At 75.9% G+C, this 24,394-nt stretch carries 21 protein-coding genes and 2 tRNA genes; 18 read left to right on the top strand and 5 right to left on the bottom strand.

What is annotated here, in order from left to right; translation table 11 throughout:
- Position 1: 1 nt before the first annotated feature.
- Positions 2-1,039 carry an LLM class flavin-dependent oxidoreductase gene (locus tag RF644_RS11900; protein WP_368796663.1) on the bottom strand — a complete coding sequence of 346 codons (1,038 nt, stop codon included), beginning with the start codon at positions 1,037-1,039 and terminating at the stop codon, positions 2-4.
- Positions 1,040-1,206: 167 nt separating this feature from the next.
- Here RF644_RS11900 and trxA point away from each other — a divergent pair, with 167 nt between their 5' ends.
- Positions 1,207-1,584: a thioredoxin gene (gene trxA, locus RF644_RS11895; protein WP_035924949.1), complete on the top strand. Its 378-nt coding sequence runs from the start codon at positions 1,207-1,209 to the stop codon at positions 1,582-1,584.
- A gap of 122 nt (positions 1,585-1,706) precedes the next feature.
- Here the strand turns inward: trxA and RF644_RS11890 are convergent, their stop codons facing one another.
- Both RF644_RS11890 and RF644_RS11885 read right to left on the bottom strand, forming a co-directional pair.
- The gene (locus RF644_RS11890) at positions 1,707-2,426 is read right to left on the bottom strand and encodes a VIT family protein (protein WP_368796662.1); all 720 of its coding nucleotides are present in this window, start codon (positions 2,424-2,426) and stop codon (positions 1,707-1,709) included.
- Positions 2,427-2,509: 83 nt separating this feature from the next.
- Positions 2,510-3,499 (bottom strand): DNA-3-methyladenine glycosylase, encoded by a 990-nt coding sequence (locus RF644_RS11885; RefSeq protein WP_368796661.1) that lies wholly within the window; start codon positions 3,497-3,499, stop codon positions 2,510-2,512.
- A 53-nt stretch (positions 3,500-3,552) separates the two neighbouring features.
- Between RF644_RS11885 and RF644_RS11880 the strand changes: the two genes are divergently transcribed.
- The 13 genes from RF644_RS11880 to RF644_RS11820 all read left to right on the top strand — a co-directional run bounded on the left by RF644_RS11880 (position 3,553) and on the right by RF644_RS11820 (position 20,143).
- Positions 3,553-4,995 carry a DUF2079 domain-containing protein gene (locus RF644_RS11880; RefSeq protein WP_368796660.1) on the top strand — a complete coding sequence of 481 codons (1,443 nt, stop codon included), beginning with the start codon at positions 3,553-3,555 and terminating at the stop codon, positions 4,993-4,995.
- Positions 4,996-5,236: 241 nt separating this feature from the next.
- Complete coding sequence (locus RF644_RS11875) at positions 5,237-7,114, top strand: DEAD/DEAH box helicase (protein WP_368796659.1); 1,878 nt, start codon at positions 5,237-5,239, stop codon at positions 7,112-7,114.
- Between the two features lie 121 nt (positions 7,115-7,235).
- Complete coding sequence (locus RF644_RS11870; protein WP_368796658.1) at positions 7,236-8,816, top strand: sensor histidine kinase; 1,581 nt, start codon at positions 7,236-7,238, stop codon at positions 8,814-8,816.
- Positions 8,817-8,825: 9 nt separating this feature from the next.
- A complete protein-coding gene (locus tag RF644_RS11865) occupies positions 8,826-9,494 on the top strand; it encodes a response regulator transcription factor (RefSeq protein WP_017834257.1) in 669 nt (222 codons plus the stop codon).
- Positions 9,495-9,568: 74 nt separating this feature from the next.
- Complete coding sequence (locus RF644_RS11860) at positions 9,569-10,870, top strand: Nramp family divalent metal transporter (RefSeq protein WP_368796657.1); 1,302 nt, start codon at positions 9,569-9,571, stop codon at positions 10,868-10,870.
- Positions 10,871-11,079: 209 nt separating this feature from the next.
- Entirely contained in the window at positions 11,080-12,291 is a 1,212-nt protein-coding gene (locus tag RF644_RS11855; RefSeq protein ID WP_368796656.1) for a glycosyltransferase family protein, read from the top strand.
- Positions 12,288-13,598, top strand: coding sequence for a glycosyltransferase (locus RF644_RS11850; protein WP_368796655.1), 1,311 nt, complete (start codon positions 12,288-12,290; stop codon positions 13,596-13,598). Before RF644_RS11855 ends, RF644_RS11850 begins: the two co-directional genes overlap by 4 nt.
- The gene (locus RF644_RS11845; RefSeq protein ID WP_368796654.1) at positions 13,598-14,869 is read left to right on the top strand and encodes a glycosyltransferase family 4 protein; all 1,272 of its coding nucleotides are present in this window, start codon (positions 13,598-13,600) and stop codon (positions 14,867-14,869) included. Before RF644_RS11850 ends, RF644_RS11845 begins: the two co-directional genes overlap by 1 nt.
- Entirely contained in the window at positions 14,866-16,695 is a 1,830-nt protein-coding gene (locus tag RF644_RS11840) for an ABC transporter ATP-binding protein (protein ID WP_368796652.1), read from the top strand. Before RF644_RS11845 ends, RF644_RS11840 begins: the two co-directional genes overlap by 4 nt.
- Entirely contained in the window at positions 16,692-19,259 is a 2,568-nt protein-coding gene (locus RF644_RS11835; RefSeq protein ID WP_368796651.1) for a phosphotransferase, read from the top strand. The genes RF644_RS11840 and RF644_RS11835 overlap by 4 nt, the downstream gene beginning before the upstream one ends.
- Positions 19,260-19,313: 54 nt before the next feature.
- On the top strand, positions 19,314-19,754 hold the full coding sequence (locus RF644_RS11830) for a hypothetical protein (RefSeq protein ID WP_368796650.1): 441 nt from the start codon (positions 19,314-19,316) through the stop codon (positions 19,752-19,754).
- A gap of 182 nt (positions 19,755-19,936) precedes the next feature.
- Positions 19,937-20,008, top strand: a tRNA-Thr gene (locus tag RF644_RS11825).
- A gap of 61 nt (positions 20,009-20,069) precedes the next feature.
- Positions 20,070-20,143 (top strand) — tRNA-Met (locus RF644_RS11820).
- Positions 20,144-20,201: 58 nt separating this feature from the next.
- On the opposite strand, the gene RF644_RS11815 is transcribed toward RF644_RS11820, so the two are convergent.
- Positions 20,202-21,347 carry a calcium/sodium antiporter gene (locus RF644_RS11815; RefSeq protein WP_368796649.1) on the bottom strand — a complete coding sequence of 382 codons (1,146 nt, stop codon included), beginning with the start codon at positions 21,345-21,347 and terminating at the stop codon, positions 20,202-20,204.
- 110 nt (positions 21,348-21,457) lie between these two features.
- On the opposite strand from RF644_RS11815, the gene RF644_RS11810 reads away from it, so the two are divergent.
- The 4 genes from RF644_RS11810 to RF644_RS11795 are packed head-to-tail and all read left to right on the top strand — an operon-like array spanning position 21,458 to position 23,954.
- Complete coding sequence (locus RF644_RS11810; RefSeq protein ID WP_368796648.1) at positions 21,458-21,907, top strand: MaoC family dehydratase N-terminal domain-containing protein; 450 nt, start codon at positions 21,458-21,460, stop codon at positions 21,905-21,907.
- Between the two features lie 2 nt (positions 21,908-21,909).
- Positions 21,910-22,389 carry a MaoC family dehydratase gene (locus RF644_RS11805; protein WP_133409311.1) on the top strand — a complete coding sequence of 160 codons (480 nt, stop codon included), beginning with the start codon at positions 21,910-21,912 and terminating at the stop codon, positions 22,387-22,389.
- Positions 22,390-22,432: 43 nt separating this feature from the next.
- Positions 22,433-23,548: a UDP-N-acetylmuramate dehydrogenase gene (locus RF644_RS11800; RefSeq protein ID WP_368796647.1), complete on the top strand. Its 1,116-nt coding sequence runs from the start codon at positions 22,433-22,435 to the stop codon at positions 23,546-23,548.
- A 10-nt stretch (positions 23,549-23,558) separates the two neighbouring features.
- On the top strand, positions 23,559-23,954 hold the full coding sequence (locus RF644_RS11795) for a TIGR02611 family protein (RefSeq protein WP_144836160.1): 396 nt from the start codon (positions 23,559-23,561) through the stop codon (positions 23,952-23,954).
- Between the two features lie 57 nt (positions 23,955-24,011).
- On the opposite strand, the gene RF644_RS11790 is transcribed toward RF644_RS11795, so the two are convergent.
- Positions 24,012-24,392, bottom strand: coding sequence for a GntR family transcriptional regulator (locus RF644_RS11790; protein ID WP_368796646.1), 381 nt, complete (start codon positions 24,390-24,392; stop codon positions 24,012-24,014).
- Positions 24,393-24,394: the final 2 nt, after the last annotated feature.

The following is a 24,394-nucleotide window of genomic DNA, read 5'->3' as shown; positions in this document are numbered from 1 at the left end:
GTCAGCCCAGGGCGGCGCGGACCCGCGGCACCACCTCGGCGCCCAGCAGCGTGATCGACTCCAGCACCAGGTGGTGCGGGACGCCTCCCGCGTCCATCCGGAGCAGGAGGCGCTGGTGGCCGAGCGCGCGCTGCTGCGCCACGATCTTGGCGACCACCTCGTCCACGTCCCCCACCACGAGGGTCCCGTCCGGGCCGCACTCCCGGTCGTACTCCTCCCGGGACCAGCGGGGATCCGCCGGCCCGACGGGCCCGTGGCTGCGGGCCCCCGCCGCGAAGTAGGGGTGGCTGAGCTCCCGGGCCTGCGCCGGGGTGCGCGCGACGAAGCCCGGCACGTTCAGGCCCACCGGGGTGCCGACGTCCCGGCCGGACGCCTCGAGGGCCCGCCGGTAGGCCGCGACGACGGGCACCGCCCCGGCGAAGGGACCGTGGGTGCGCAGCAGGGCGAGGGGCAGCCCGAGGGCGCCGGCGCGGGCCACGGAGGCCGGCGTGCCGGAGCTGCCCAGCCAGATCGGCAGGCACGGCTGCAGCGGTCGCGGCTCGAGCTCGAGCTCGACGCCGTCCCGGGCGAGCGGACCGGCGAAGGTCGAAGGACTGGTCTCCCGCAGCGTGAGGAGCCGGCGCAGCTTCTCCTCGAACAGGGCGTCGTGGTCCTGCTGCTCCAGGCCCAGGGCGCGCAGCACGCGCTGCGAGGCGCCGCGGCCCACGATCATCTCGGCCCGGCCGCCGGAGATGTTGTCCAGCATGGCGATCTGCTCGTAGAGCCGCACCGGGTCCCCGGCCGTGAGCACGGAGACGGCCGTGGTGAGCCGCAGGAGGTGGGTGCGGCCGGCGATGGCGGAGAGCAGCACCACGGGGGAGGCCGCCACCACGTCCGTCCCGTGGTTCTCCCCGACGCCGATCACGGTGAGCCCGGCGCGCTCCGCGGCCTCGGCCTGCTCGATGATGTCCCGCAGGCGCTGGCGGCTGTCGGGCCGGGTGCCCGTGACGGGGTCCGGGACCACCTCGCCCAGCGAGAAGATGCCGATCTCGAAGTTCATGGCGCACCTCGGCGTGCACGGGGTCCGCCCCGGACCGGCGTGCCGGTCCCGGAGCCCGCGCCGGAGGCCCGGCCCGGACGCCCAGTCTAGTGCGCGCCCGCGGTCCGGTCTTGAGCCGGCAGTGAAATCCTGTGCCCCCGGACGGCTCTGCCTCTACGCTGGAGGGCATGGCTACTGTTGACATCACCCAGGACACCCTGGGCCAGACCATCGCCGAGAACGACATCGTCCTGCTCGACTGGTGGGCCGAGTGGTGCGGACCCTGCAAGCAGTTCGCACCGACCTACGAGGCCGCCTCGGAGAAGCACGAGGACATCGTCTTCGGAAAGGTCGACACCGAGGAGCAGCAGATGCTCGCCGCGTCGGCCCAGATCTCGTCGATCCCCACGCTCATGGCCTTCCGCGAGGGCATCCTGGTCTTCTCCCAGCCGGGCGCCCTGCCTGCCTCCGCCCTCGACCAGGTCATCGACGCCGTCAAGGGCCTCGACATGGAAGAGGTCCGCGCCGAGGTCGCCAAGCAGTCCCAGGACGCGCCCAACGCCTGACCCTTCCCGCACCACCGCCCCGGGCCCCGCCTCTCCGTGAGGCGGGGCCCGGGGTCGTTGTGCCTGGACCGCCCCGTGCCCCCGCGCCCCGGGCGCGGGGGCACCGGGGGTGCCGGAGCAGCTCAGACGAGGCCCGTGACGCCGAGCAGGGAGCCCACGGCGAACGTGGCGACGAGGGCGAGGGCGCCGCCGACGACGACGCGCAGGGCCGCGCGACCCGTCTGCGGCGTGTCCCCGAGACGGGCCCCGAGCCAGCCGGTCAGGGCGAGCGCCGCGAGCACGGCGACGAAGGTCACGGGGAGCCGCCACTCCTCCGGTGGCAGCAGGATCGCCAGGAGCGGCAGCAGGGCGCCCAGCAGGAAGGACAGCGCGGAGGCGACCGCCGCGTTCCAGGGGCTGACGATGTCCTCCGCGTCGATGTTGAGCTCGGCGTCGAGGTGCGCGGCCAGGGCATCGTGCTCGGTCAGCTCCTCCGCGACCCGCCGTGCGGTGCCCTCGGAGAGTCCCTTGGCCTGGTAGATCTCGGCGAGCTCCTGCAGCTCCGCCTCGGGCATCTCGGCGAGCTCCCGCTCCTCCTTCTCGATCAGGGCCCGGTGCGAGTCCGACTGGCTGGACACGGAGACGTACTCGCCCAGGGCCATGGACAGGGCCCCGCCCACGAGCGCGGCGGCGCCCGCGGTGAGGATCGCGCTCGAGCTGGCGGTGGCGCCCGCGACGCCGACGACCGTCGCGGCGACCGAGACGATGCCGTCGTTGGCGCCCAGCACCCCGGCCCGCAGCTTGTTCATCCGCTCGGTGTAGCCCACGCCGTGGGGCTCCTGGATCACGTGTTCGGTGGTCATGGCTCCATTGAACGCCCGCCGGTGCGGCCCTGCCAGCAAGGACAGGATGTCCTCACCGGCACGCGCCGGAGGGCCACCGGCGCTCACCGGCGCCGGTGGTCCTCCGGGTGCAGCCGCGGAGCGAACGAGGGCTTGCGGAAGCCGGAGGCCCGCAGCAGGCGCACCACCCGCTGCCGGTCGCCCCGCCACGGCTCCAGCAGCTCCAGCATCCGGCGGTCGTCGCCGGGACGCCGGTCGAAGAACCAGCACACCGTGTCCGCGAGGTGGAAGTCGAAGACGCTGACCGAGTCCGGGTCCCCGTGCGTGCACTGGACGATCTCCGCGACCGTCCAGGGCCCCAGGCCGGGGATCGAGCGCAGCCCCCGGTGCAGCTCGGCGTCCAGCGGGGCCCGGCCCAGGCGCTCCAGGGCGGCGGCCCGTCCGGCCACGCGGCGGACGGTCGCGGCCCGGGCGCCGTCGACCCCCGCCCGGTGCCACTCCCACACGGGCACCCGGCACCACGCCTCGGCGGTCGGGGCGATCCGCATCCCCTCCGGCGCCGGACCGGGGGCGGGCTCGCCGTGGCGCCGGACGAGCTGCCGGTGGGCCGCCACGGCCTCGCGCACGGTGACGCGCTGCTCGAGCACCGAGAGCACGGCGCGGTCCAGCACCCGGCCGGTCGAGGGCAGCCGCAGCCCCGGGTGGTGGTGCCGGGCGGCGCGCAGCCGGTGGGGGAGCGCGCCGAAGGCGTCCGAGGCCTCGAACCGCTCCCACGCGTCCTCCGCGCCCGCCCAGCGCGGGGCCTCCAGCAGGAACTGCTCGGCGCCCGGTCCCCACGCGCGCACGCGCACGGGCCGCTGCAGGGGCCGGCCGGCGCCGGTGCGGGAGAACAGCGCCGTGACCGGGCCCGCCGGCGTCCGGGCGGTGACCCACACGGCGTCGGGCGCCGCGACCCGGACCAGGGGATCGGCGCTGCCGCGGCCCAGCACGCCGAGCGTCTGGCCCAGGTGCAGCGCGCCCTCGGGGTCCCACACGAGCTCGGCGTCCGGGGCCACCGGGAGCCGGCGGGCGGGCGGGGGAGCGGTGACGGCCATGAGACCATGATGGCAGTCCTGTCCGACGGCGCCCCCCCGCCACCGAGGAGGCCATGCCCGCCACCGCGCTCCGCCGCGCCGCCCCGCCGGCCCGTCCCGCGCCGCTCACCGGGCGGGCGCGGCTGGTGCCGCTGGGCGTGGGGCTCCTCGTGCTCGTCCTGTACGTGTGGTGGTCTCTGCTCCAGTGGCACCGCTGGGAGGTCCCGTCCTGGGACCTGGGGATCTTCACCCAGCTCGCCAAGTCCTACGCCGCCGGGGACGGCCCGGTCGTGCACATCAAGGGCCACGGCGCGAACCTGCTGGGCGACCACTTCCACCCGATCCTGGTGCTGCTGGGGCCGGTCTACGCGCTGTTCCCGTCCGCGCTGACCCTCCTCCTGGTCCAGGACGTCCTCGTAGCCGTCTCCGCGGGGGCACTGACGGGCTTCGCGGTCCGGGCGCTGGGCCCGGGCCCGGGCGCGGCCCTGGGGCTCGCCTACGGGATCAGCTTCGGGCTGCAGGCGGCCGTCGCGGTGCAGTTCCACGAGGTGGCCTTCGCCCTGCCGCTGCTGGTCCTCGCCCTCGGCTGCCTGGTGGAGCGGCGGTGGACGGCGGCCGCGCTGTGGGCCGCCCCCGTCGCGTTCGTCAAGGAGGACCTGGGCGTCACGGTCGCGGTGCTCGGCCTGGTGCTCGCCTGGCGGGCGCACCGCGAGGCGAACGGGGACCGGCGCCCGGTGGCGCTGGGGCTCGCCCTCGCCGCGTGGGGCGCGGCCTGGTCGGCGCTCGCGGTGACCGTGGTGCTGCCCGCCCTGAGCCCGGACGGCCGGTTCGCGTACGCGGACCGGCTGGACCTCGCGGCGGCCGCGGCCGACCCCGCCGGGGCCCTGGTCTCCCTGGTGCTGCCGGGCCAGAAGGCGCTCACCTGGCTGGCCGTGCTGGCGGTGGGCGTGGTGGTCGCCGTGCGCTCGCCGCTGGCGCTCGTGGCGCTGCCCACGCTGCTCTGGCGGATGCTCTCGCCGAACCACGGCTACTGGGGCACGGGCTGGCACTACAGCGCCGTCCTCATGCCCGTCGTCCTCGTCGCCCTGCTCGACGCCGTGCTACGGCTGCGCGGCGGACGCCTCCGGCGGCTCGCCCGGGCCGCGCCGGCACTGGCGCTCGTCGTCGCGCTCCTGCTGGTCCCGGGGCGCCCGCTGGCCGACCTCGTGGACCCCGCCGCCTACCGTCCGGACCCCCGGGCGGACGCCAAGGCCGCGGTCGTCGCGGCCGTCCCCGAGGGGGCGAGCGTGGCCACGGACCTGACCCTCCTGCACCACCTCGTGCCCGGCGCGCAGGTGCACTGGCTGGGTTCCGAGGGCGATCCCGCCCCCGACTACGTGGTGGTCGACCGGCTCGGGGCCGCGTGGGGCGGCAACCCGCCGGGTGACGTGGCCGACTGGGCCCGGCAGCGCTACGGCGCCGGCTACACCGAGGTGCGTGACGAGAAGCACCTCGTGCTGGTGCGCCGCCGGGGCTGACCGCGCCGTCGCGTGCGCTAGACTGGACGGACCGAATCCGGTCACTCCCTCACTTTCTCGTGCAACGCGATGCCGTCCGTGCATCGTGTTCGGCCGCGGCCCGTGCCGCGCCGAGTCCGACGCTCCCGCCCCGTGCGGGGCTCCAAGTGGTTGGCAGGGACGTCCGGACACCACGACCGTGGCCGACGCCCCTGGGCATGCTCCCGGGCCGCCACCCGCACAGATAACGAGGCACTTCTCCATGACCGTCGACACCCCCAGCACCCCCGGCGCCGCCGAGGAGCACACCATCACCTTCGCCGAGCTCGGCATCGACTCCCGGGTGCTCGCCACCCTGGACGAGGTCGGCTACGAGAACCCCACGCCCATCCAGGCCGCCACCATCCCGGTGCTGCTGCAGGGCAAGGACGTGGTGGGCCTGGCCCAGACCGGCACCGGCAAGACCGCGGCCTTCGCCGTGCCCGCGCTGTCCCGGCTCGCCGAGCTCTCCGACGTCAACGGCGTCTCCCGCGACACCCAGGTCCTGGTGCTCGCCCCGACCCGCGAGCTCGCCCTCCAGGTCGGCGAGGCTTTCTCCTCCTACGCCACCCACCTCGAGGACTTCACCGTCCTGCCGGTCTACGGCGGCTCCCCCTACGGCCCGCAGCTGGCCGGGCTGCGCCGCGGCGCCCAGGTGGTCGTCGGCACGCCCGGCCGCGTGATCGACCACCTCAAGAAGGGGTCCCTGGACCTGTCCCACCTGCAGTACGTGGTCCTCGACGAGGCCGACGAGATGCTGCGCATGGGCTTCGCCGAGGACGTCGAGCAGATCCTCTCGCAGACGCCCGTCGAGAAGCAGGTCGCCCTGTTCTCCGCGACCATGCCCCCCGCGATCCGCAAGATCGCCAAGCAGTACCTGCGGGACCCGCAGGAGATCGCCGTCAAGGGCAAGACCACCACGGGCACCAACACCCGCCAGCGGTACCTGCAGGTCATGGGCTCCCACAAGATGGAGGCCATGACCCGCATCCTCGAGGTCGGGGACTACGACGGCGTCATCGTCTTCGTGCGCACCAAGGCCGCCACCGAGGAGGTCGCCGACCGGCTCAAGGCCCGCGGCTACGCGGCCGCCGCGATCAACGGCGACATCCCGCAGAACATGCGCGAGCGCACGGTCGAGGCCCTGCGCGAGGGCAAGATCGACGTCCTCGTGGCCACGGACGTCGCGGCCCGCGGGCTCGACGTCGAGCGCATCTCGCTCGTGGTCAACTACGACATCCCGCACGACACCGAGTCCTACGTGCACCGGATCGGGCGCACCGGCCGCGCCGGGCGCTCCGGCGAGGCGATCCTGTTCATGACCCCGCGGGAGAAGTACCTGCTGCGCGCGATCGAGAAGGCCACCCGCCAGCCGGTGGAGCTCATGCGCATGCCCTCCACGGAGGACGTGAACCAGACCCGCAAGGACAAGTTCGCCCAGCAGATCACGGACACCATGGAGTCCGAGGACCTCGGCCAGTTCCGCGAGCTCGTCGAGCAGTACCAGGCCGAGCACGACGTCGACGCCGTGGAGATCGCCGCCGCGATCGCCGTGATGGCCCAGGACGGGCGGCCCTTCTTCGTGGAGGAGCTGCCCGAGCCGGTGCAGCGCACCCGCGACCGGGACCGTCCGGGGCGGGACGGCGACGACCGTCCGCGCCGCGAGCCGCGCACCGAGAAGGGCATGGCCACCTACCGGATGTCCGTCGGCCACCGGCACCGCGTCTCGCCGGGCTCCGTGGTGGGGGCCCTCACCAACGAGGGCGGGCTGAGCGGCGAGCAGATCGGGGCGATCGACATCCGCTCGACCCACACCCTCGTGGGCCTGCCCGAGAACCTGCCCGCCTCCACCCTGGACCGGCTCTCCCGCACGCGCATCAACGGTGAGCTCATCCAGCTCGAGGCCGACCGCGGCCCGGGCGCCGGCGCCCGGACCCGACCCCGCAGCACCTCGTCCTCCTACCAGGACCGCCCCCGCCGCGGCGGCGGCGCCCGGGGCGACGACTCCCGCGGCGGCTACCAGGGCAAGCGCTCCGGGTACTCCGCGGGCGACCGGGACGGCGAGAAGCCGTTCCGCAAGCCGCGCAGCAAGAAGTACTGAGCCCGGGGGCAGGACCCCGGACCGGGAGGAGGGACGGGCCGCACGGCCCGTCCCCTCCTTCATCTGCCTCTCACGTGCCGTCGATAGGCTGGGGCGCATGTCGGGCGCGCGGTGGGAGAGGGTGCGGACGGAGCTGCGGTCCGTGCGCAGCCGGGTGCTCGCCACGACCATCGCCTTCCTGGCCGTCGCCCTCCTCGCCGTGGGCGGGATCACCCACTACCTGCGCCTGGTGGACCTCGACGAGTCCGTGCGCCAGGACATCGTCCAGGAGGCGGGCGAGCTGCAGCGGCTCGCGCAGCGCGGGCCGCTCGGCCCGGACGCCTCCCTCTCGGAGGACCTGGACGCCACGGCCGAGGAGCCGTTCACGGACCTGCCGCAGCTCTTCTACACCTTCATGACCACCACGGTGCCCGGGGAGCACGAGAGCATCCTCGCGCTCGTCGGCGGCGAGCCGGCGTTCGAGCACGCCGACCGGTCACGGTTCCAGCTCGACGCCCCCGCCACGCTCGCCGCGGCCGTGGAGCGGGCCCGGCCCGGGCAGACCGTCGTCTTCGACCTCGAGCAGGACGGCCGGACCCTCCGCCTGGGCGTCATCTCGGTGGTCCTGGACGAGGACCCGCGCCAGGGCTACCTCGTGGTCGGCTTCGACATGAGCGCCCAGCGCCGGATCGTGCTGGACTCGCTGTGGCGCTACCTCGGCATCGCCGCCCTCACGACGGTCGTGGCGGGGCTGGTGGCCTACGTCCTGGTGGGCCGGGTCACCGCACCGATCACCCGCCTGCGCCGGGCCACGGAGCAGATCAGCCCGGACGACCTGGGGCGGCGCGTGCCCGTCACGCAGGACGACTCGGACGTGGGCCAGCTCGCCGTGAACTTCAACGGCATGCTCAGCCGGATCGAGGCGGCCTTCGTCCAGCAGCGCCAGTTCCTCGACGACGCCGCGCACGAGCTGCGCACCCCCCTGACCATCCTGCACGGCAACCTCGAGCTGATGGACGAGCACGACCCCGCCGACGTCGCGGAGACCCGGGCCATGCTCCTCGACGAGATCGAGCGGATGAACCGCCTCGTGGAGGACCTGCTGCTGCTCGCCAAGGCCCAGCGCGCCGACTTCATCCGCCCCGGCCCCGTGGACGTCCCGGCCTGGCTGGACGACACGATGGACCGGCTGCGCGCGCTGGGGGACCGGCGCTGGGAGCTCGAGGCACGGGCCGAGGGGCAGGTCGTGGCCGACGCGCAGCGGCTCACCCAGGCGGTCGTGCAGCTCGCCGCCAACGCGGTGAAGTTCTCCGCCCCCGGGGACCTCGTGGCCCTCGGCGCCGCCTGGGCCACCGGGCCCGCCGCGCCCGGCGAGGACGCCCCCGCGCGCAACCTCGAGGTGTGGGTCCGGGACACCGGTGTGGGCGTGGCCCCGGAGGACCAGCAGCGGATCTTCGAGCGCTTCGGCCGGGCCGAGACGGGGCGCACCGTGGAGGGCTCCGGGCTGGGCCTCGCGATCGTGGCGGCCATCGCCCACGGGCACGGCGGGACCGTGGGGCTGCGGTCGAGCCCCGGCCGCGGCGCCACGTTCACGCTCCGTCTGCCGGAGTCCCCGCCCGCCGCGGCCCCGGTCCCCCCGTCCGGTGCCGCCGGGTCCGGTGCCGCGGTGTCCCCGGCCCCCGTGCCCGGTCCCGACGTCAGCCCCGCCCCCTCCAGGAAGTAGAGGCACCCCATGGCCAGCATCCTCATCGCCGAGGACGAGGAGCGCATCGCGCGCTTCATCCAGAAGGGCCTGCGCGCCGCGGGCTACACGACCACCGTGGTCGAGGACGGCACGAGCGCCCTCGACTACGCGAGCACCGGGGAGTTCGACCTGCTCGTCCTCGACGTGGGTCTGCCGGGCATGGACGGCTTCCAGGTGCTCTCGGTGCTGCGGTCCCTGGGCTTCTCGATCCCCGTGATCATGTGCACCGCCCGCGACTCGGTCGAGGACACCGTCGCGGGGCTGGAGCAGGGGGCCGACGACTACCTCGCGAAGCCGTTCCGGTTCCAGGAGCTGCTGGCGCGCGTCCGGGCCCGGCTCCGGGACCGCGCGGTGGCCGAGCAGACCGACGACGGGCTGCGCTACGGCGGGCTCGCCCTCGACGTCGGGACCCGGTGCGCGGTGCTCGAGGACCGGCAGGTCGAGCTCTCCGCCCGGGAGTTCGCCATGGCCAGGGCGTTCCTCGAGAGCCCCGGTCAGGTGCTCACGCGCGAGCAGCTGCTGAACAAGGTCTGGGGCTACGACTTCGACGGCTCGTCCAACGTGGTGGACGTCTACGTCCGCTACCTGCGCAACAAGCTCGGCGCGGAGCGCATCGTCACGGTGCGCGGAGCCGGCTACCGCCTCGCCAAGCTCTGATCGGCACCGGCCCGGTAGGGTGATCCGGGGCACGGCCCCGGCCACCCGACGGACCGATCTGACGAGGAACCAGCATGAGCGAAGCGAACGAGAAGTCTTTCGCGGCCCACCGCGCCCGCACGGACGACGACGGCGGGGCGCCCGCCAAGTGGAAGATCGTCGGCCCCGGCCTGGTGGTCGCCGCCACGGGCGTCGGCGCCGCCGACATGGTCGCCACCCTGGTCGCCGGGTCCCGGTACGGGTACGGACTGCTGTGGGCGGTGATCCTCGGCGTGATCCTCAAGATCATCCTCGTGGAGGGCGCCGGGCGCTTCACCCTGGCCACCGGCAGGACGATCTTCGAGGGCTGGCGGTCACTGGGCCGCTGGACCACCTGGTACTTCGGCCCGTACATCATGATCTGGGGCTTCGTCTACGGCGCCACCGCGATGTCCTCGGCGGCCCTGCCCCTCGCGGCGGTGTTCCCCGTCCTGCCCCTGTGGGCCTGGGCGATCATCATGGGGCTGCTCGGCTTCGTCATGGTGTGGTTCGGGAAGTACTCCTTCTTCGAGAAGGTCACCGCAGCCCTGGTCGGCCTGATGTTCGTCACCGTGGTGGGGCTGGCGGTCATCGCCGCCCCCAACGTCCCCGAGATGCTGACGGGCCTGGTGCCCGTCATCCCGGAGGGCGGCGTGCTCTACACGCTGGCGCTCGCCGGGGGCGTGGGAGGCACCATCACGCTGGCCGCCTACGGCTACTGGCTGCGCGAGAAGGGGTGGTACACGCCCAAGTGGATGCGTGTCATGCGGATCGACAACTCCATGGCCTACGTCGTGACGGGGGTCTTCGTCATCGCCATGCTCGTGGTGGGCGCCGAGGTGGTCCGCTCCGCCGGGGTGGCGCTCAGCTCCGGTGACGAGGGCCTGCTCGACCTCTACGCCGTGCTGCGCGCGGAGTACGGCGACGTGGTCGGCACCGGCTTCCTCATCGGCTTCTGGGCCGCCTCCTTCTCCTCGATCATCGGCGTCTGGAACGGCGTCTCCCTCATGTTCGCGGACTTCTGGGGCAACATCCGCGGCAAGGAGTCCGGCCACCCCGACACCCGGGTGGGCGGCAAGTACTTCCGCTTCTACGTGCTGTGGCTGACGTTCCCGCCCATGGTCCTCTTCGCCCTGGGGCAGCCGATCGGCCTGATCCTGGCCTACGGCGTCCTCGGCTCGCTGTTCATGCCGTTCCTCGCCCTCACGCTGCTGGGACTGCTCAACGGCAGCCGGATCCCGAAGGAGTGGGCCAACAAGCTCCACACCAACATCGCCCTGGGCATCACGGCCCTGCTCTTCGCCGTCCTGGGCGGCCAGCAGCTGGTCAAGGCGGTCGCGCCGGTCTTCGGCGGCTGAGCCGGTCCGCGGCGGATCCACCCGGGCGAACCGGCCCGCCGGGGCGAACCGGCCCACCGGGGCCTCCGGGCCGGTCCCGGCGGGCCGGGCGTCCGCAGATGAGAACCTTTTCATCGACGGCTCATGTTCTCATCATGTCCCTCGGCCACAGTGGGCGGCAGCCGCACCGGCGCCGGACCCACCGGCGCTAATCCGCCGAGGAGGACACGATGAGCGACGACGAGCTGCGGGTGGTGCTGTACTCCCACGACTCCCAGGGCCTGGGCCACACCCGCCGGAACCTGGCCCTCGCCCGGTCCCTCGCCCAGCACCTGCCGGCGCTGACGGGGCGCCCGGTGACGGGCATGCTGCTGACCGGCATCGACGCCGCCACGTCCTACGGGCGCCCCGACGGCTTCGACTGGGTGGTGCTGCCGGGGATCCGCAAGGGCGCGGGCGGCTACGCGCCCCGCAACCTCACCGTGGACATGCGCCACCTGACCGCCCTGCGCTCCGGGATGGTGGACGCCGCGCTCACGGCCTTCCGCCCGCACCTCGTCGTCGTCGACCGCCACGCCTGGGGGGTGGACCGGGAGCTGCTGGAGCCGCTGCGCAGGCTCCGGGACCGGAGCCCCGGCACGGCGGTGGTCCTCGGCCTGCGCGAGGTCCTCGACGAGCCCGCGGCCGCGGCCCGCGAGTGGGCCGCGCTCGGGGACCTGGACCCCGTGCGGGAGGTCTACGACCAGATCTGGGTGTACGGCGACCGCGCGGTGCACGACCCGGTGGCCTCCGGCGAGATCCCCGCCGGGCTCGCCGACCTGGTCCGCCACACCGGCTACCTCGCCACCGGCCGGGCCGCCGGACGGCGCACGAGCGGCGTGGACCGTCCCTACGTCCTCACCATGGCCGGCGGGGGCTCCGACGGCCACCGCCTGACCCTCGCGGCCGCGCGCGCCCGGGTGCCCCACGGCCACCGGCACGTGGTGATCACGGGTCCGCAGATGCCGGAGGAGCACGCCGAGCAGGTGCGCGCCGCCGCCGTTCCGGGCACCCTCGTCCTGCCGTCCGTGCCCGACGCGCTCGCGGAGGTGGTGGACGCGAGCGCGGTGGTGTCGATGGGCGGCTACAACTCGGTCGCCGAGATCCTCACCACGAACACCCCCGCGCTCCTGGTCCCGCGCGACCGGCCCCGGCAGGAGCAGCTGATCCGGGCCCGCGCCCTCCAGGCCCACGGCGCGGTGGACGTGCTGACCGCCGACGCCCTCACCAGCGCCGCGCTCAGCGGCTGGCTGCATCGCGTGGTCGGCACCGTGCGGCTGCGCCGGCACCTGGCGCTCGACGGGCTGCACGCCGTGCCCGTCCTCGCGGCGCGGCTCCTGCCCGCGGGCCCGCCGCCGGCGCCCGCGCAGGCCGTGCCGGCCCGTGCCGGAGGCCTCCGGTGAGCGGCCACCGCATCGGCTACGTGCTGAAGGTCTACCCCCGCTTCTCGGAGACTTTCGTGGTCACCGAGGTCCTGGCCCGGGAGGCCCAGGGCGAGGACCTCACGATCTTCGCCCTCCGGCACAGCACCGACCCGCGCTTCCACCCCGAGCTGGCCCGCGTCCAGGCACCGGTCCACCACGTGGAGCGCCCCGAGCGGGCCTCCGCCGGCTGGGCCGTCCTGGCCCGCGCGGCGGAGGTGGTCCCCGGCTTCGGCCCCCGCTTCGCCGCCCTGCTCCCGGAGCTGGCCGGCACGGAGGCCTCCGAGGTCCACCAGGGGGTGGCGCTGGCCACCCGGGTCGTGGAGGAGGGCATCACGCACCTGCACGCGCACTTCGCGACCCTCGCCGCGCACGTCGCCGAGATCGCCTCCCGGCTCACGGGGGTGACGTTCTCCGTGACGACCCACGCGAAGGACATCTTCCACGAGTCCGTGGACCCCGCCCGGCTGCGCCGCACCCTCGAGCGGGCGGAGCACGTGGTGGCGATCTCCGAGTACAACCGGCGGCACCTGGCCTCCGCGTTCCCCGCGCACGCGCACCGGCTGCGGCTCGTGCGCAACGGCCTGGAGCTCGCCCGCTTCCCCTACCGGGACCCCGCGCCCGTGGGGAAGACCCTGCGGGTCGTGGCCGTGGGGCGGCTCGTGGAGAAGAAGGGCTTCGACCGCCTCGTGCGGGCGGCCGCCCGGTACCGGGAGCAGGGCGGGCGGCTGTCCGTCACCGTCGCCGGCGGCGGCGAGCTGGAGCGGCCGCTGCGCGCTCTGGTCGCGGAGCTCGGCGCCGGGGACGTCGTCGACCTCGTCGGGCCCCGCACCCAGGCCGAGGTCGGCCGGCTGCTGCGCGCCGCGGACGTCTTCGCGGCCCCGTGCACGGTGGGCGCCGACGGCAACGCCGACGGCCTGCCCACCGTGCTGCTCGAGGCGATGGCCATGGGCGTGCCCGTGATCGCGAGCGACGTCACCGGCATCCCCGAGGTGGTCCGCAACGCGGCCCCGCGCACCGGGGTCCTCGTCCCCGCCGACGACGACGACGCCCTGCTCGGCGCGCTCGCCGCGGTCGCCGACCCCGGATTCGACCGGGTGGGCGCCGCCCGCGCCGCCCGCGCGCTCGTCGCCCGGGACTACGACTCGACCGGCCAGGCCGCCGCCCTGCAGGCGCTGCTGCCGCCGGCGCCCGCCCAGCGCCCCGCCCCGGTCACGGGGCCCGCCACCGCCGGGGCCGCCGACCCCGTCCCGGGCCCCGCCCCGGTCCCCGAAGGAGCCGACCGCTGATGCGCCTCGCCTACGTCTGCGCCGACCCCGGCGTCCCCGTGTTCGGCACCAAGGGCGCCTCCGTCCACGTCCAGGAGATCCTGCGCGCCTGGCGCGCCCGCGGCGCCGAGGTCCGTCTCTACGCCACCCGGCTCGGCGAGGACGTCCCCGCCGACCTCGCCGACGTCCCGGTCGTCCACGTCCCGGTCCCGGCGGCCCCCGCGTCCGCCGCCCCCGGCCGTGCCGCGCGCGTCGCGGCCCGGGAGCGGGCCCAGGCGGACGCCGCCCGCCGGATCACGGAGCGGGTCGTCGCCGACGGCGCCGACGCGGTGCACGAGCGGCACTCCCTGTTCTCGACCGCCCTGGCCGGGATCACGGGCGCGCTCGGCGTCCCGGGCGTCCTCGAGGTGAACTCGCCGCTGATCGACGAGCAGCGGACCCACCGCGACCTCGTGGACGGGGCGGCCGCCCGCGCCGCGCTCGCCGCGCAGGTCGCCGCCGCCGAGCGCACGGCCTGCGTCTCCGAGCCGGTCGCCCGCTGGGTGGAGCGGACCGTGGCCGCCACCGGCGGGCGGGCCGGCCGGGTCCTGGTCGCCCCCAACGGGGTGAACGTGGAGCGCATCCGTCCGTGCCGCGACTCCGCCGCCCGGGGACCGGACCCCGTGCCGCCGGTCGTCGTGTTCGTCGGCACGCTCAAGCCCTGGCACGGCGTGGAGCACCTGCTCCGGGCCCGCGCGGAGGCCGCGGCCGACTGGCGCCTGCGCGTGGTGGGGGACGGCCCCCAGCGGGCGTCCCTCGAGGAGCTGGCCGCCGAGCTGGGCGTCGACGCCGAGTTCACGGGCGCGGTGACCCCCGCCGCGGTGCCCGGGCTGCTGGCCGACTGCGCCGTGGCCGTCGCGCCCTATCCCGCCACGGAGGACGCCGCGGACCAGTACTTCTCGCCGCTGAAGATCTACGAGTACGCCGCCGCGGCCCTGCCGGTCGTCGCGTCCCGCGTGGGCCAGGTGCCGGCCGCGGTCGAGGACGGGGTGACTGGGCTGCTCGTGGCGCCCTCGGACGCCACCGCGCTGGCCGGCGCCGTCGACGCGCTGGTGGCCGATCCCGGCCGGCGGCGTGCCCTGGGACGCGCCGGCCGCCGCGACGCGGTCGCCCGGCGCTCCTGGACCGCGGTGCTCGACGGCATCCTCACCGGCACGGACCTCGCCCGTCCGGATCCCACCGGCACGCGGCCCCGCGGCGGCGCCGCACCGCGCCCGGCAGCACCGGGAGCACTGCAGGGAGCGCCGCGGTGAGCGGGGGCGGGCGGCTCGACCGCAGGGCCCTCCGGCGCACCCTCGGGCTGCTCACCCCGCACCTGCGCGAGCACCGGCTGCTCGCCGCGGGCGGCGTCGTGGTGCTCCTGGCCGAGGTGGCCTTCCGTGTGCTCGAGCCGTGGCCGCTGAAGATCGTCGTCGACGCCGTCTCCCTCTCCCTCGGCGCCGACAACGTCGACCCGTGGATCCCGGAGGCCTCGTGGCAGCTGCTCGCGGCCGCCGGGCTGGCCACGGTCGCGGTGGTGGGGTTCCGCGCACTCGCCAACTACCTCGCCACGGTCGCGTTCGCCCTCGTCGGCTCCCGGGTCTCCACCGCCCTGCGCGAACGCGTGTTCGCGCACGTCCAGGCGCTGTCGGACCGCTACCACTCGGTCTCCCGGGCCGGGGACACGGTCCAGCGCCTCGTCTCGGACATCGGCAAGCTCCAGGAGGTGGCCGTCACCGCGGGCCTGCCGCTGCTGGCCAACGTCGTCACCCTCGTGGTCATGTGCACGGTGATGCTCTTCCTCGACTGGCTCCTGGCCCTCGTGGTGGTCGTGGCGATCCTGGCCTTCCTGCTGGTGGGCCGAGGGTCCTCCGGGCGGATCACCGAGGCCTCGCGCCGGACCCGGCAGGGGGAGGGCGCGCTGGCGAACACCGCCCACGAGTCCCTCGGCGCGATCCGCACCGTCCAGGCCTACGGGCTGGAGGAGCACATGGCCGGCTCCTTCGGCCGCGCCAACCGGCAGGCCCTCACCCAGGGCGTGCAGTCCCGCCGTCTGGCCGCCGCGCTCGAACGGGCCACGGACGTGATCGTGGGCGTGGCCACCGCGGCCGTGATCTTCGGCGGCGGCCTGCGGGTGCTCGAGGGCGCCATGAGCCTGGGCGACCTGGTCCTGTTCACGACCTATCTCAAGACGTGCATGAAGCCCCTGCGGGACATGGCCAAGTACACCGGGCGCATCGCCCGCGCCGCGGCCTCCGGGGAGCGGGTGGCCGACCTCGTGGCGGAGCCCGTGGACATTCGGGAGGCCCCGGGCGCCCTGGTCCTGCCCGGGGTGCGCGGGGAGATCGCCCTCCACCACGTGGACGCCGCGTACGGGGACCCGCAGCACGGCGGGCGCACTGTGCTGCGCGACGTCGACCTCGTGATCCCAGCGGGACAGCACGTCGCCGTCGTCGGCCCGTCCGGCTCCGGGAAGTCGACCCTCGTCTCCCTGCTGGTGCGGATGATGGACCCGGTCGCCGGGTCCGTGACCCTCGACGGCCACGACCTGCGCGCCCTGAGCCTCGGCACCGTGCGCGGCAGCACCGCCCTGCTGCTGCAGGACTCCGTCCTCTTCCACGGCACCGTGCGGGAGAACATCCGGCTCGGCCGCCCGGGGGCCACCGATGCCGAGGTCGAGGCCGCCGCGTCCGCCGCCCAGGCCCACGAGTTCGTGACGGCGTTCCCGCAGGGCTACGACACCCCGGTGGGGGAGCGCGGCTCGACCGTCTCGGGCGGGCAGCGCCAGCGGCTGGCCATCGCGCGCGCCCTGCTGCGGGACGCACCGGTCGTGCTGCTCGACGAGGCCACCACCGGACTCGACCCCCGGTCCGCCCGGGACGTGCTGGACGCCCTCGGCCGCCTGGTCCGCGGCCGCACGTCCCTGGCGGTGACCCACGACGCCGCGCTCGCGCTCGCCGCCGACCGCGTGCTGTGGGTCCAGGACGGGCGCATCCTGCTCGACGGCACCCCCGAGGAGCTGCTCGCCCGGCCGGACGGCGTGTTCGCCGCGTGGGTCGAGCAGCAGCGGGCGCAGGACCGCCGGGAGGTCCGCTCGTGACGCGGCACCTGCCCGACTCCTGGGAGAGCCTGCCCGCGCTCGCCGCGGTCCTCGACCCCGGCCGGCTCACCGAGCTCTTCGGCCACCAGCTCGGCGGTCCGCTGCGCGCCAGCCACCTGCGCTACAAGCCCGGCGTCTCGGTCGTGGCCCGCGTGGACGCCGGGACCACGGGCGCGGTGCACTGGGTCGCCGCCTACGCCCCCGCCGGGGACGGGCGGGACAAGCTCGAGAAGGTCCTGGCCCGCGCCGCGCGGGACGGCCGGCCGGCGCCCGTGCTGGTCGCGGAGGTGCCGGGACGCCCCGGTCACCGCCTGGCCGTGGGGACGATCGGCACAGACCCCGAGCTGCGGCGCGCGCTCTCCGTGCTCGGGCCGGACCGGGCCCGGCGGCTGGGGCAGCCGGGGGACCCCGCCCGGCTGCTGCGCTACAACCCCCGCCGCCGCGCGGTCCTCACGGGCGCCGACAGCGGCGGGGCCGGCCGGGTCACGAAGCTGACCGCCGGCCCCGCGCCGGCGGACCCGGTGCTGCTGACCCGGCTCGCCGCCGCCGGGCTCCCGATGCTCGCCCCGGTGCCCGTCCCCGGCCTGCCCGTGTCACCGCACGTGCTGCACTACCCCTGGTTCGGGGACGGCGACCTCGCGGCCCGCGCCGCGGCCCCGGACGGCCCAGGTCCCGGCACCGGACCCGGAGGGCCCGTGCTCGAGGCGGCCGCCGCCGCGGGCACCGCACTGGCGCAGCTGCACGGGCGCGGACCGGCACTCCTCGGCCCCGCACGGGTCGGCGCCCCCCTGGACGCGGGCCGGAAGCTGCGCTCGCTGGCCGCCGACCTGTCCGCCCTCGACCGGCGGTCGGGCGTCCGCTGCGCCCGGACCGGCCGGGCCGTCGCCGAAGCCCTGGCGGAGCGCACCGGGGCCCCCGAGCGGCTGCTGCACGGGGACTTCTCCGCGGACCAGGTGCTCGTGCGCGGCGACGGGGGCCTGGGGGCGCCGGAGCTCCGGCTCGCCGACCTCGACCGGATCCGCACCGGCACGGCGGCCGACGACCTCGGCAGCTTCCTCGCCGTGGAGCTCCTCGGCCCGGGCGCCGAACAGGCCCCCGCCGCACCCGAGGAGCTGCCCCTGACGGGCGCCCTGCTGCGCGGGTACGGGTCCGGGGCGGCGCTGCCGCCGTGGCCCGAGATTCTGGCCTGGGCCGCGTTCCACGTCCTCGCCCGGAGCATGGAGCCCTTCCGCTCGGCCGCCGCCGACTGGCGGGAGCGCACGGACCGGCGGGTCGCGCTCGCGCAGCGGCTGGTGGATCAGGTGCAGCGGGCGCCGGTGACCGCGACTCCCGGGCCGGGGCCCGTGCCGTCCGCGCCGGGCGCCCCGCCGTCCGTGCCGCTCGGCGCCGTTCCCACCGGCCCCGTGCCCGTCGGCCCTGTGCGCGCCGGCCCCGTGCCCATCGGCCCCGTGCGCGCCGGCGCGGACCCGGTGCACGGCGTGCACACCGACGTGGCGCGCGTCCCGCGGACCCGCCCCGTGCGCGTGCCGGAGACCGTGCCGGACGCCGACGGGCGGCCGCTGCAGGTGCGCCGCGCCTGGCCGGCGGACGGCACCCGGCTCGTGCTCGAGCTCGAGGACGAGCACGGACGCGTCCGCGCGGGCGAGGCGGCACCCGGGGCCGGACGGCCGTGGGCCGTCCGCGTCCTGCCCCACGGCGAGGACCCCCGCCTCCCCGGACTCGCCGCGGCGGCCGCGGCCGGCGGCCGGGTGGTCGTGCACCGGCACCGCCGGCGGGCGGTGGTCGGCACCCCGGACCGCTTCGTCAAGTTCCTGGTCCGCGGCCGGGCCGCCCGGGTCGCCGAGCTGTCCGACCGGCTGCACGGGCTGGGCACGGCGGCGGGCTTCGCCGTGCCCGCCGTCCTGGCCCGGGCCGAGGACCGGGTCGAGTTCTCCGTGCTGCCCGGCCGGAGCTTGCACGAACTGGGGGCCGCGGGACGGAACGACGCCTACCGTGCCGCCTGGGCGGAGTGGGCGCGGTGCTGGCCGGCCCTGGCCACCGCCGCGCCGGGCACGGAGCCGCTGCCCGCGCACACGGCCGAGGACGAGGCCCGCACGCTGGCCCGCTGGGCCGGCCGGCTCGAGGCGTTCCCGGGTCTGCTCGAGGCCCCGCCGGGGGCGGTCGCCGCACGGGCACGGCGGATCGGGGCGGAGCTCTCGGCCCTGCCCGCCGACCGGCGGGGCCGGGTCGTGCTGCACCGGGACCTGCACGACCAGCAGCTGCTCTTCGACGGCGCACGGCTGGGGCTCCTGGACTTCGACACCGCGGCCCTCGGCGAGCCCGAGCTCGACCTCGCGAACCTCTCCGTGCACCTGCAGCTGCGCGCGGCGCAGGGATTGCTCGACCCCGCGCTCCGGGCGGCGGGACAGGAGGCCGTGACCGCGGTGGGCCGGGTGCTGGGCGCCGACCCCGGCCGTCTCGCCGTGCACGCCGAGGCGACCCGGCTGCGGCTCGCCTGCGTCTACGCGTTCCGCCCGCGGTGGCGCGGTGTGGCGCAGGACCTGCTCGACGGGCTGCGTTCCTGAGAGGGCTCTCATGTTCTCATGCCCCCCTCAACCGGTTCCGGGACACTGGTGGGCATGAGGATCCTCTGGTCGGCAGTCTCCCTCCTGGTCGTCGCGGGCCTGGCGCTCCTGCTGTGGAACGCGGCGAGCGGCACGGACCGCGTGGAGGTCGTGCGCGGCGGCGTCTCCGTGAGCGGCAGCCCCGCTCCGGACCCGTCGGCCGGCACGGCGCCGCCGGCCGGGGACCCGTCGTCGTCGCCGTCCCCCACCGGTCCCGCGCAGGACGGGGGAGACGCCCCGGGGCCGGACACCGGGGACGCGGGGGGCTCCGCGGTGCCGGTCCCTCCGGTCGAGCCGCCGCCGGCCCCGCCCGCTCCGCCGGCCGCCCCCGATCCTGCCCCGCCGGCCGCCCCCGCACCCCCGGCCCAGGTCCCGCTGCCCGTGCAGCCCGCCCCCCTCGACGACGACTGGGACGACGACTGGGACGACGACCGGGACGACGACGTGGACGACTGAGCACCGGGGCCGGGGCGCCTGCCGACCGGGCCGGGGCGCCGCGGCCCGGTCGGGCGGGACGGCGCCGACGGGCCGGAGAACCCGGTCCGGTCCGGGGCCGGCAGAACGGCTCCGGAGCTGCTGGAGAGGGGTGCCCGGCGATTTTGGTTCTCCCGAAACGTGCTGGTAGAGTCTTCGTCGTTGCCCCGATAGCTCAGTGGTAGAGCGCCATCTTGGTAAGATGGAGGTCCCGGGATCGATTCCCGGTCGGGGCTCTCGTGATGAGATCCCGTGGCCCGGCCGTCAAGGCCGTCAGCCGCGGTGTCCCATCCCTCTGGCGGTGTAGCTCAGCTGGTTAGAGCGCACGACTCATAATCGTGAGGTCGACGGATCGAGCCCGTCCACCGCTACGGCGAAAAGCCCGTGACCCCTCCGGTCACGGGCTTTTGTCGTCCCCGGGCGGACCGGTCACGGCGAGCGCAACGGATCCCGGCGGCCCCGGCGCAGGCCGATCTCGTAGGCGGTGAAGACGGCGAGCGTCAGCGTGACCAGCGGCAGGACGAACCACGCCATGGTCCACGTGAACCCCTCCAGGGCGTCGTGCTCGGTGGCCGCGAGCACCACGTAGCCGGTGTAGGCGGCGTACAGGGCCACGAACAGGGCGCCCTCCCAGCGGGCCACCGCGAACCCGGTGAACGCGATGGGGAGCAGGGCGACCGCGGCGGCCAGCATCACCGGGATGTCGAGGGCCACCGCGGCACCGGACACCGGGATGCCCTCGGGGGAGATCAGCGCCGGCAGGCCGAGCACCACCCCGATGTTGAAGATGTTGCTGCCCACCACGTTGCCCACGGCCAGGTCGCGCTCACCGCGGCGCACCGCGATGACGGAGGTCGCCAGCTCGGGCAGCGATGTCCCGACGGCCACCACGGTCAGCCCGACCACCAGGCTGCTGACCCCCAGCGACGTGGCGATGCTCACCGCCCCGTCGACGAGCAGGGTCGCGCCGGCGACCAGCAGGGCGATCCCCACCACCACGAGCAGCACGGAGCGGGGGACCGAGGCCGGGGGCGGCTCCTCCTCGGTCCCGGCGTCCTCGGCACCGCCGGTGCCGCCGCCGGCTCCGCGGTCCCCGGACGGCGCCGCCGCGGGGACCGGGGCACCGCGCCGGCCGATCACGACGGTCAGCACCGTGTGCAGCACCACGGCGGCGAGGAGGACCACTCCGTCCACCGCGCCGATCCGCCCGTCGAGGGACACGAGCAGCAGCCCGATCGACAGCACGACCATCCAGGGCAGGTCGAAGCGCACCAGCCGCTGCTTCACCGCGAGGGGAACGACGAGGGCGGAGAGCCCGAGGATGAGCAGGACGTTGACGATGTTGCTGCCGACCACGTTCCCGACGGCCAGGCCCGGCTCGTCGCGCAGCACGGCGCCGACGGTGACGGCGAGCTCCGGCGCCGACGTGGCGGCCGAGACCACGGTGAGCCCGACCACGAGGGAGGAGATCCCCACCCGCCGGGCGAGCGCGGACGCCCCCCGCACCAGGAGTTCTCCGCCGAGGACCAGCAGCGCCAGTCCTGCGACGATCCGGCCGACGTCCAGGAGATGCATGGGCAGGAGTGTACGTGCCCCGGGCGGCGGCGCCCGGCGGGACGGGGCGCGCCGCCGTAGACTGGACGGGTCCCGCCGCCCGCGCGCGGCCCGTCCAGCGAGGAGCTGCCATGCCCGTGAACCCCGATCTCGTCGGGCGGACCTACCCGCCGGCCGAGCCCTACAGCGTCGGACGGGAGGCGATCCGCGACTTCGCCCGCGCCGTCCAGGCCGTCCACCCCGCCCACCACGACGTCGAGGCGGCCCGGTCCCTCGGCCACCCCGACCTCGTGGCGCCCCCCACCTTCGCCATCGTGGTGGCCCAGCGCGCCGACGCCGCCCTGATCGCCGACCCCGAGGCCGGCATCGACTTCTCCCGGGTGGTCCACGCCGACCAGCGCTTCACCCACCACCGCCCGATCGTCGCCGGGGACGAGCTCGTGGCCGAGCTGCACGTCGACCAGGTCCGGGCCATGGGCTCCGGGGCGATGGTGACGTCCCGCGCCGAGATCCGCGCCGCGGACGGCGAGCACGTCGCCACCACCGTCTCGTCCCTGCTCGTGCGCGGAGAGGACCAGTGACCGTGAGCATCGCCTTCGACAGCCTCGAGAAGGGCCAGGAGATCGGGCAGCGCCGGATCGAGCTCTCCCGCGCGGACCTGGTCCGGTACGCGGGGGCGTCCGGGGACCTCAACCCCATCCACTGGAACGAGGAGTTCGCCCGCTCCGTGGACCTGCCCGACGTCATCGCGCACGGGATGCTCACGATGGGCGCGGCCGTGCAGCTCGTGACCGACTGGGCCGGCGACCCCGGCGCCGTGGTCGACTACCAGACGCGCTTCACCAAGCCCGTGGTCGTCCCCAACCGGTTCGGGACCGCGGTCGAGGCCTCCACGGCCCTCACGGTGTCCGGGAAGATCGGCGCCCTCGACGACGCCGCCCGCACCGTGCGCGTCGACCTGACCGTGACCGCCCCCGACCTGTCCGCGGCGGGAGCCGACCCGGCGACCGCCGCGGCGCTGAAGGTGCTGGTCAAGGCCCAGGCCGTGGTGCGACTGGCGTGAGCCCGGGCCCGGGCACCGCGGGCCGCCCGATAGGGTGGTCGCCATGACGTCCCCTCGCATCGCAGACCTCACGACCGCCGCCGTGGGCGGGCCCGCCCGCGACTACGTGCGGGCGGAGTCCGAGCAGGCGGTCGTCGACGCCGTGGCGGCGGCCGACGCCGCCGGGCGGGACGTGCTCGTGGTCGGCGGCGGCTCCAACCTCATCGCCGCCGACGCCGGGTTCGCGGGCACCGTGGTCCACGTGCTCTCGCGCGGCGTGGAGGTCCTCGCCGAGGATCCCGCCGGCGCCCTCCTCGAGGTCCAGGCCGGCCACCCGTGGGACGAGCTCGTGGCGCAGGCCGTGGCCGAGGGGCGGGTCGGCATCGAGGCCCTGGCCGGGATCCCCGGCACCACGGGCGCCACCCCGGTGCAGAACGTGGGGGCCTACGGCCAGGAGGTGGCCCAGACCGTCGAGCTGGTGCGGGTCTGGGACCGCCGGGAGCGGCGCGTGCGGGACTTCGCCCCGGCCGACCTGGCGTTCTCCTACCGGGACTCGGCCCTCAAGCGCAGCACGGTGGCCGGCTCCCCGCGCCACGTGGTGCTCGCCGTGCGGTTCCGGCTCGAGCGGGGCACCGAGAGCGCCCCGGTGCGCTACGGCGAGCTCGCCCGCCGGCTCGGCGTCCAGGTGGGGGAGCGCGCCCCCCTGGAGCGGGTGCGGGAGACGGTCCTGGCCCTGCGCGCGGGCAAGGGCATGGTCCTCGACCCGGAGGACCGCGACACCTACAGCACCGGGTCCTTCTTCACCAACCCCATCCTCCCGGCCGACGCCCTGGGGGAGCGGCTGCCCGCCGACGCCCCCCGCTTCCCCGTGGTGGACGCCGCGGGGCGCCCGCTCGAGGACCGGGTCAAGCTCTCCGCCGCGTGGCTCATCGACCACGCCGGCTTCGGCAAGGGCTTCGGCCTGCCCGGGACCCGCAACGAGCTCCTGGACCTCGACGGCGCCGCCGTCGCCGGGGGCCGCGCCTCCCTGTCCACCAAGCACACGCTCGCCCTCACCAACCGCGGCGGCGCCTCCGCCCAGGACCTCATGGCGCTGGCCCGGACGGTGCGCGACGGCGTCGCGTCCGTCTACGGGGTGGACCTCGTCGCCGAGCCCGTCATCGTGGGCACGGCGGTCTGAGGCGGCGGCCGTGAGCAGCCTCGAGGAGGAGATCGCCCAGGGGGAGAGCTCCGACAGCCGCGTGCGGCAGGCCCTCGGCCGGCTGCGCCGCTGGTCCCGCGGCCACCCTCTGCTGTTCGTGGCCTACCGGACGCTCGTGACGGTCCTCGGGGGCGTCTTCGTGCTGGCGGGCCTGATCATGCTCGTGACGCCCGGCCCCGGGTGGCTCGCCATCTTCCTGGGGCTCGGCATCTGGGGCACCGAGTTCCACTGGGCGCACCGGCTCAACCAGTGGGCGAAGGGCCAGGTGGTGCGCGGCTGGCGGTGGTGGCTGGCGCGCACGGCCGAGGGGCGGCACCGCCGGGCCCTCGCCGGGACGGGCAACCTCGTGCCGGGCCCCCGGCACCTGCGGTCCCCGGGAGCCTGAGCCGGGACGGCCTCGTGCCGGGGAGCCCCCGCGGCGCGGTCGCACGGGCCCTCCCGGTCAGCGGGAGCGGCCGAGCTGCGCGGCCACCAGCTCCAGCGCGCGCTCGGCCGGGATCCCGAGGTCCGCGATCTCCTCGGCGAAGCGCCGGGCGGCCTGCACCGCCAGGTCCTCGGTCCGGTCGGCGGCGCGCACGAAGCTGCCCCGGCGGCCCCGGGTCTCGATCACGCCGGCGGCCTCGAGCTCGCGGTAGGCCTTGGCCACGGTCCCGGCCGCGAGGCCGAGCGCCTCGGCGAGCCGGCGCACCGGTGGGAGCCGGGTGCCCGCCGGCAGGGTGCCGTCCGCGCGGCCCTGCTGCACGCGGTGCCTGAGCTGCTCGGAGGGCGGGCGGTCGTCGCCCGCGTCGAGCGACAGCCCCGGCGGGATCGAGGTCTCCTCCACTG

Source organism: Kocuria sp. CPCC 205258 (genome assembly GCF_040981005.1).
Lineage (GTDB): Bacteria > Actinomycetota > Actinomycetes > Actinomycetales > Micrococcaceae > Kocuria > Kocuria rosea.
The sequence above is the reverse complement of the archived record's forward strand: the minus strand, read 5'-3'. Positions and strand labels throughout refer to the sequence as shown.

Excerpts from the sequence above, each read along its gene's own strand:
- RF644_RS11885 (WP_368796661.1), bottom strand. The coding sequence starts at position 3,499 with ATGGCCGTCACCGCTCCCCCGCCCGCCCGCCGGCTCCCGGTGGCCCCG.
- RF644_RS11865 (WP_017834257.1), top strand. The coding sequence starts at position 8,826 with ATGGCCAGCATCCTCATCGCCGAGGACGAGGAGCGCATCGCGCGCTTC.
- RF644_RS11880 (WP_368796660.1), top strand. The coding sequence starts at position 3,553 with ATGCCCGCCACCGCGCTCCGCCGCGCCGCCCCGCCGGCCCGTCCCGCG.
- RF644_RS11800 (WP_368796647.1), top strand. The coding sequence starts at position 22,433 with ATGACGTCCCCTCGCATCGCAGACCTCACGACCGCCGCCGTGGGCGGG.
- RF644_RS11875 (WP_368796659.1), top strand. The coding sequence starts at position 5,237 with ATGACCGTCGACACCCCCAGCACCCCCGGCGCCGCCGAGGAGCACACC.
- RF644_RS11900 (WP_368796663.1), bottom strand. The coding sequence starts at position 1,039 with ATGAACTTCGAGATCGGCATCTTCTCGCTGGGCGAGGTGGTCCCGGAC.
- RF644_RS11830 (WP_368796650.1), top strand. The coding sequence starts at position 19,314 with ATGAGGATCCTCTGGTCGGCAGTCTCCCTCCTGGTCGTCGCGGGCCTG.
- RF644_RS11810 (WP_368796648.1), top strand. The coding sequence starts at position 21,458 with ATGCCCGTGAACCCCGATCTCGTCGGGCGGACCTACCCGCCGGCCGAG.
- trxA (WP_035924949.1), top strand. The coding sequence starts at position 1,207 with ATGGCTACTGTTGACATCACCCAGGACACCCTGGGCCAGACCATCGCC.
- RF644_RS11845 (WP_368796654.1), top strand. The coding sequence starts at position 13,598 with ATGCGCCTCGCCTACGTCTGCGCCGACCCCGGCGTCCCCGTGTTCGGC.
- RF644_RS11815 (WP_368796649.1), bottom strand. The coding sequence starts at position 21,347 with ATGCATCTCCTGGACGTCGGCCGGATCGTCGCAGGACTGGCGCTGCTG.
- RF644_RS11890 (WP_368796662.1), bottom strand. The coding sequence starts at position 2,426 with ATGACCACCGAACACGTGATCCAGGAGCCCCACGGCGTGGGCTACACC.
- RF644_RS11855 (WP_368796656.1), top strand. The coding sequence starts at position 11,080 with ATGAGCGACGACGAGCTGCGGGTGGTGCTGTACTCCCACGACTCCCAG.
- RF644_RS11860 (WP_368796657.1), top strand. The coding sequence starts at position 9,569 with ATGAGCGAAGCGAACGAGAAGTCTTTCGCGGCCCACCGCGCCCGCACG.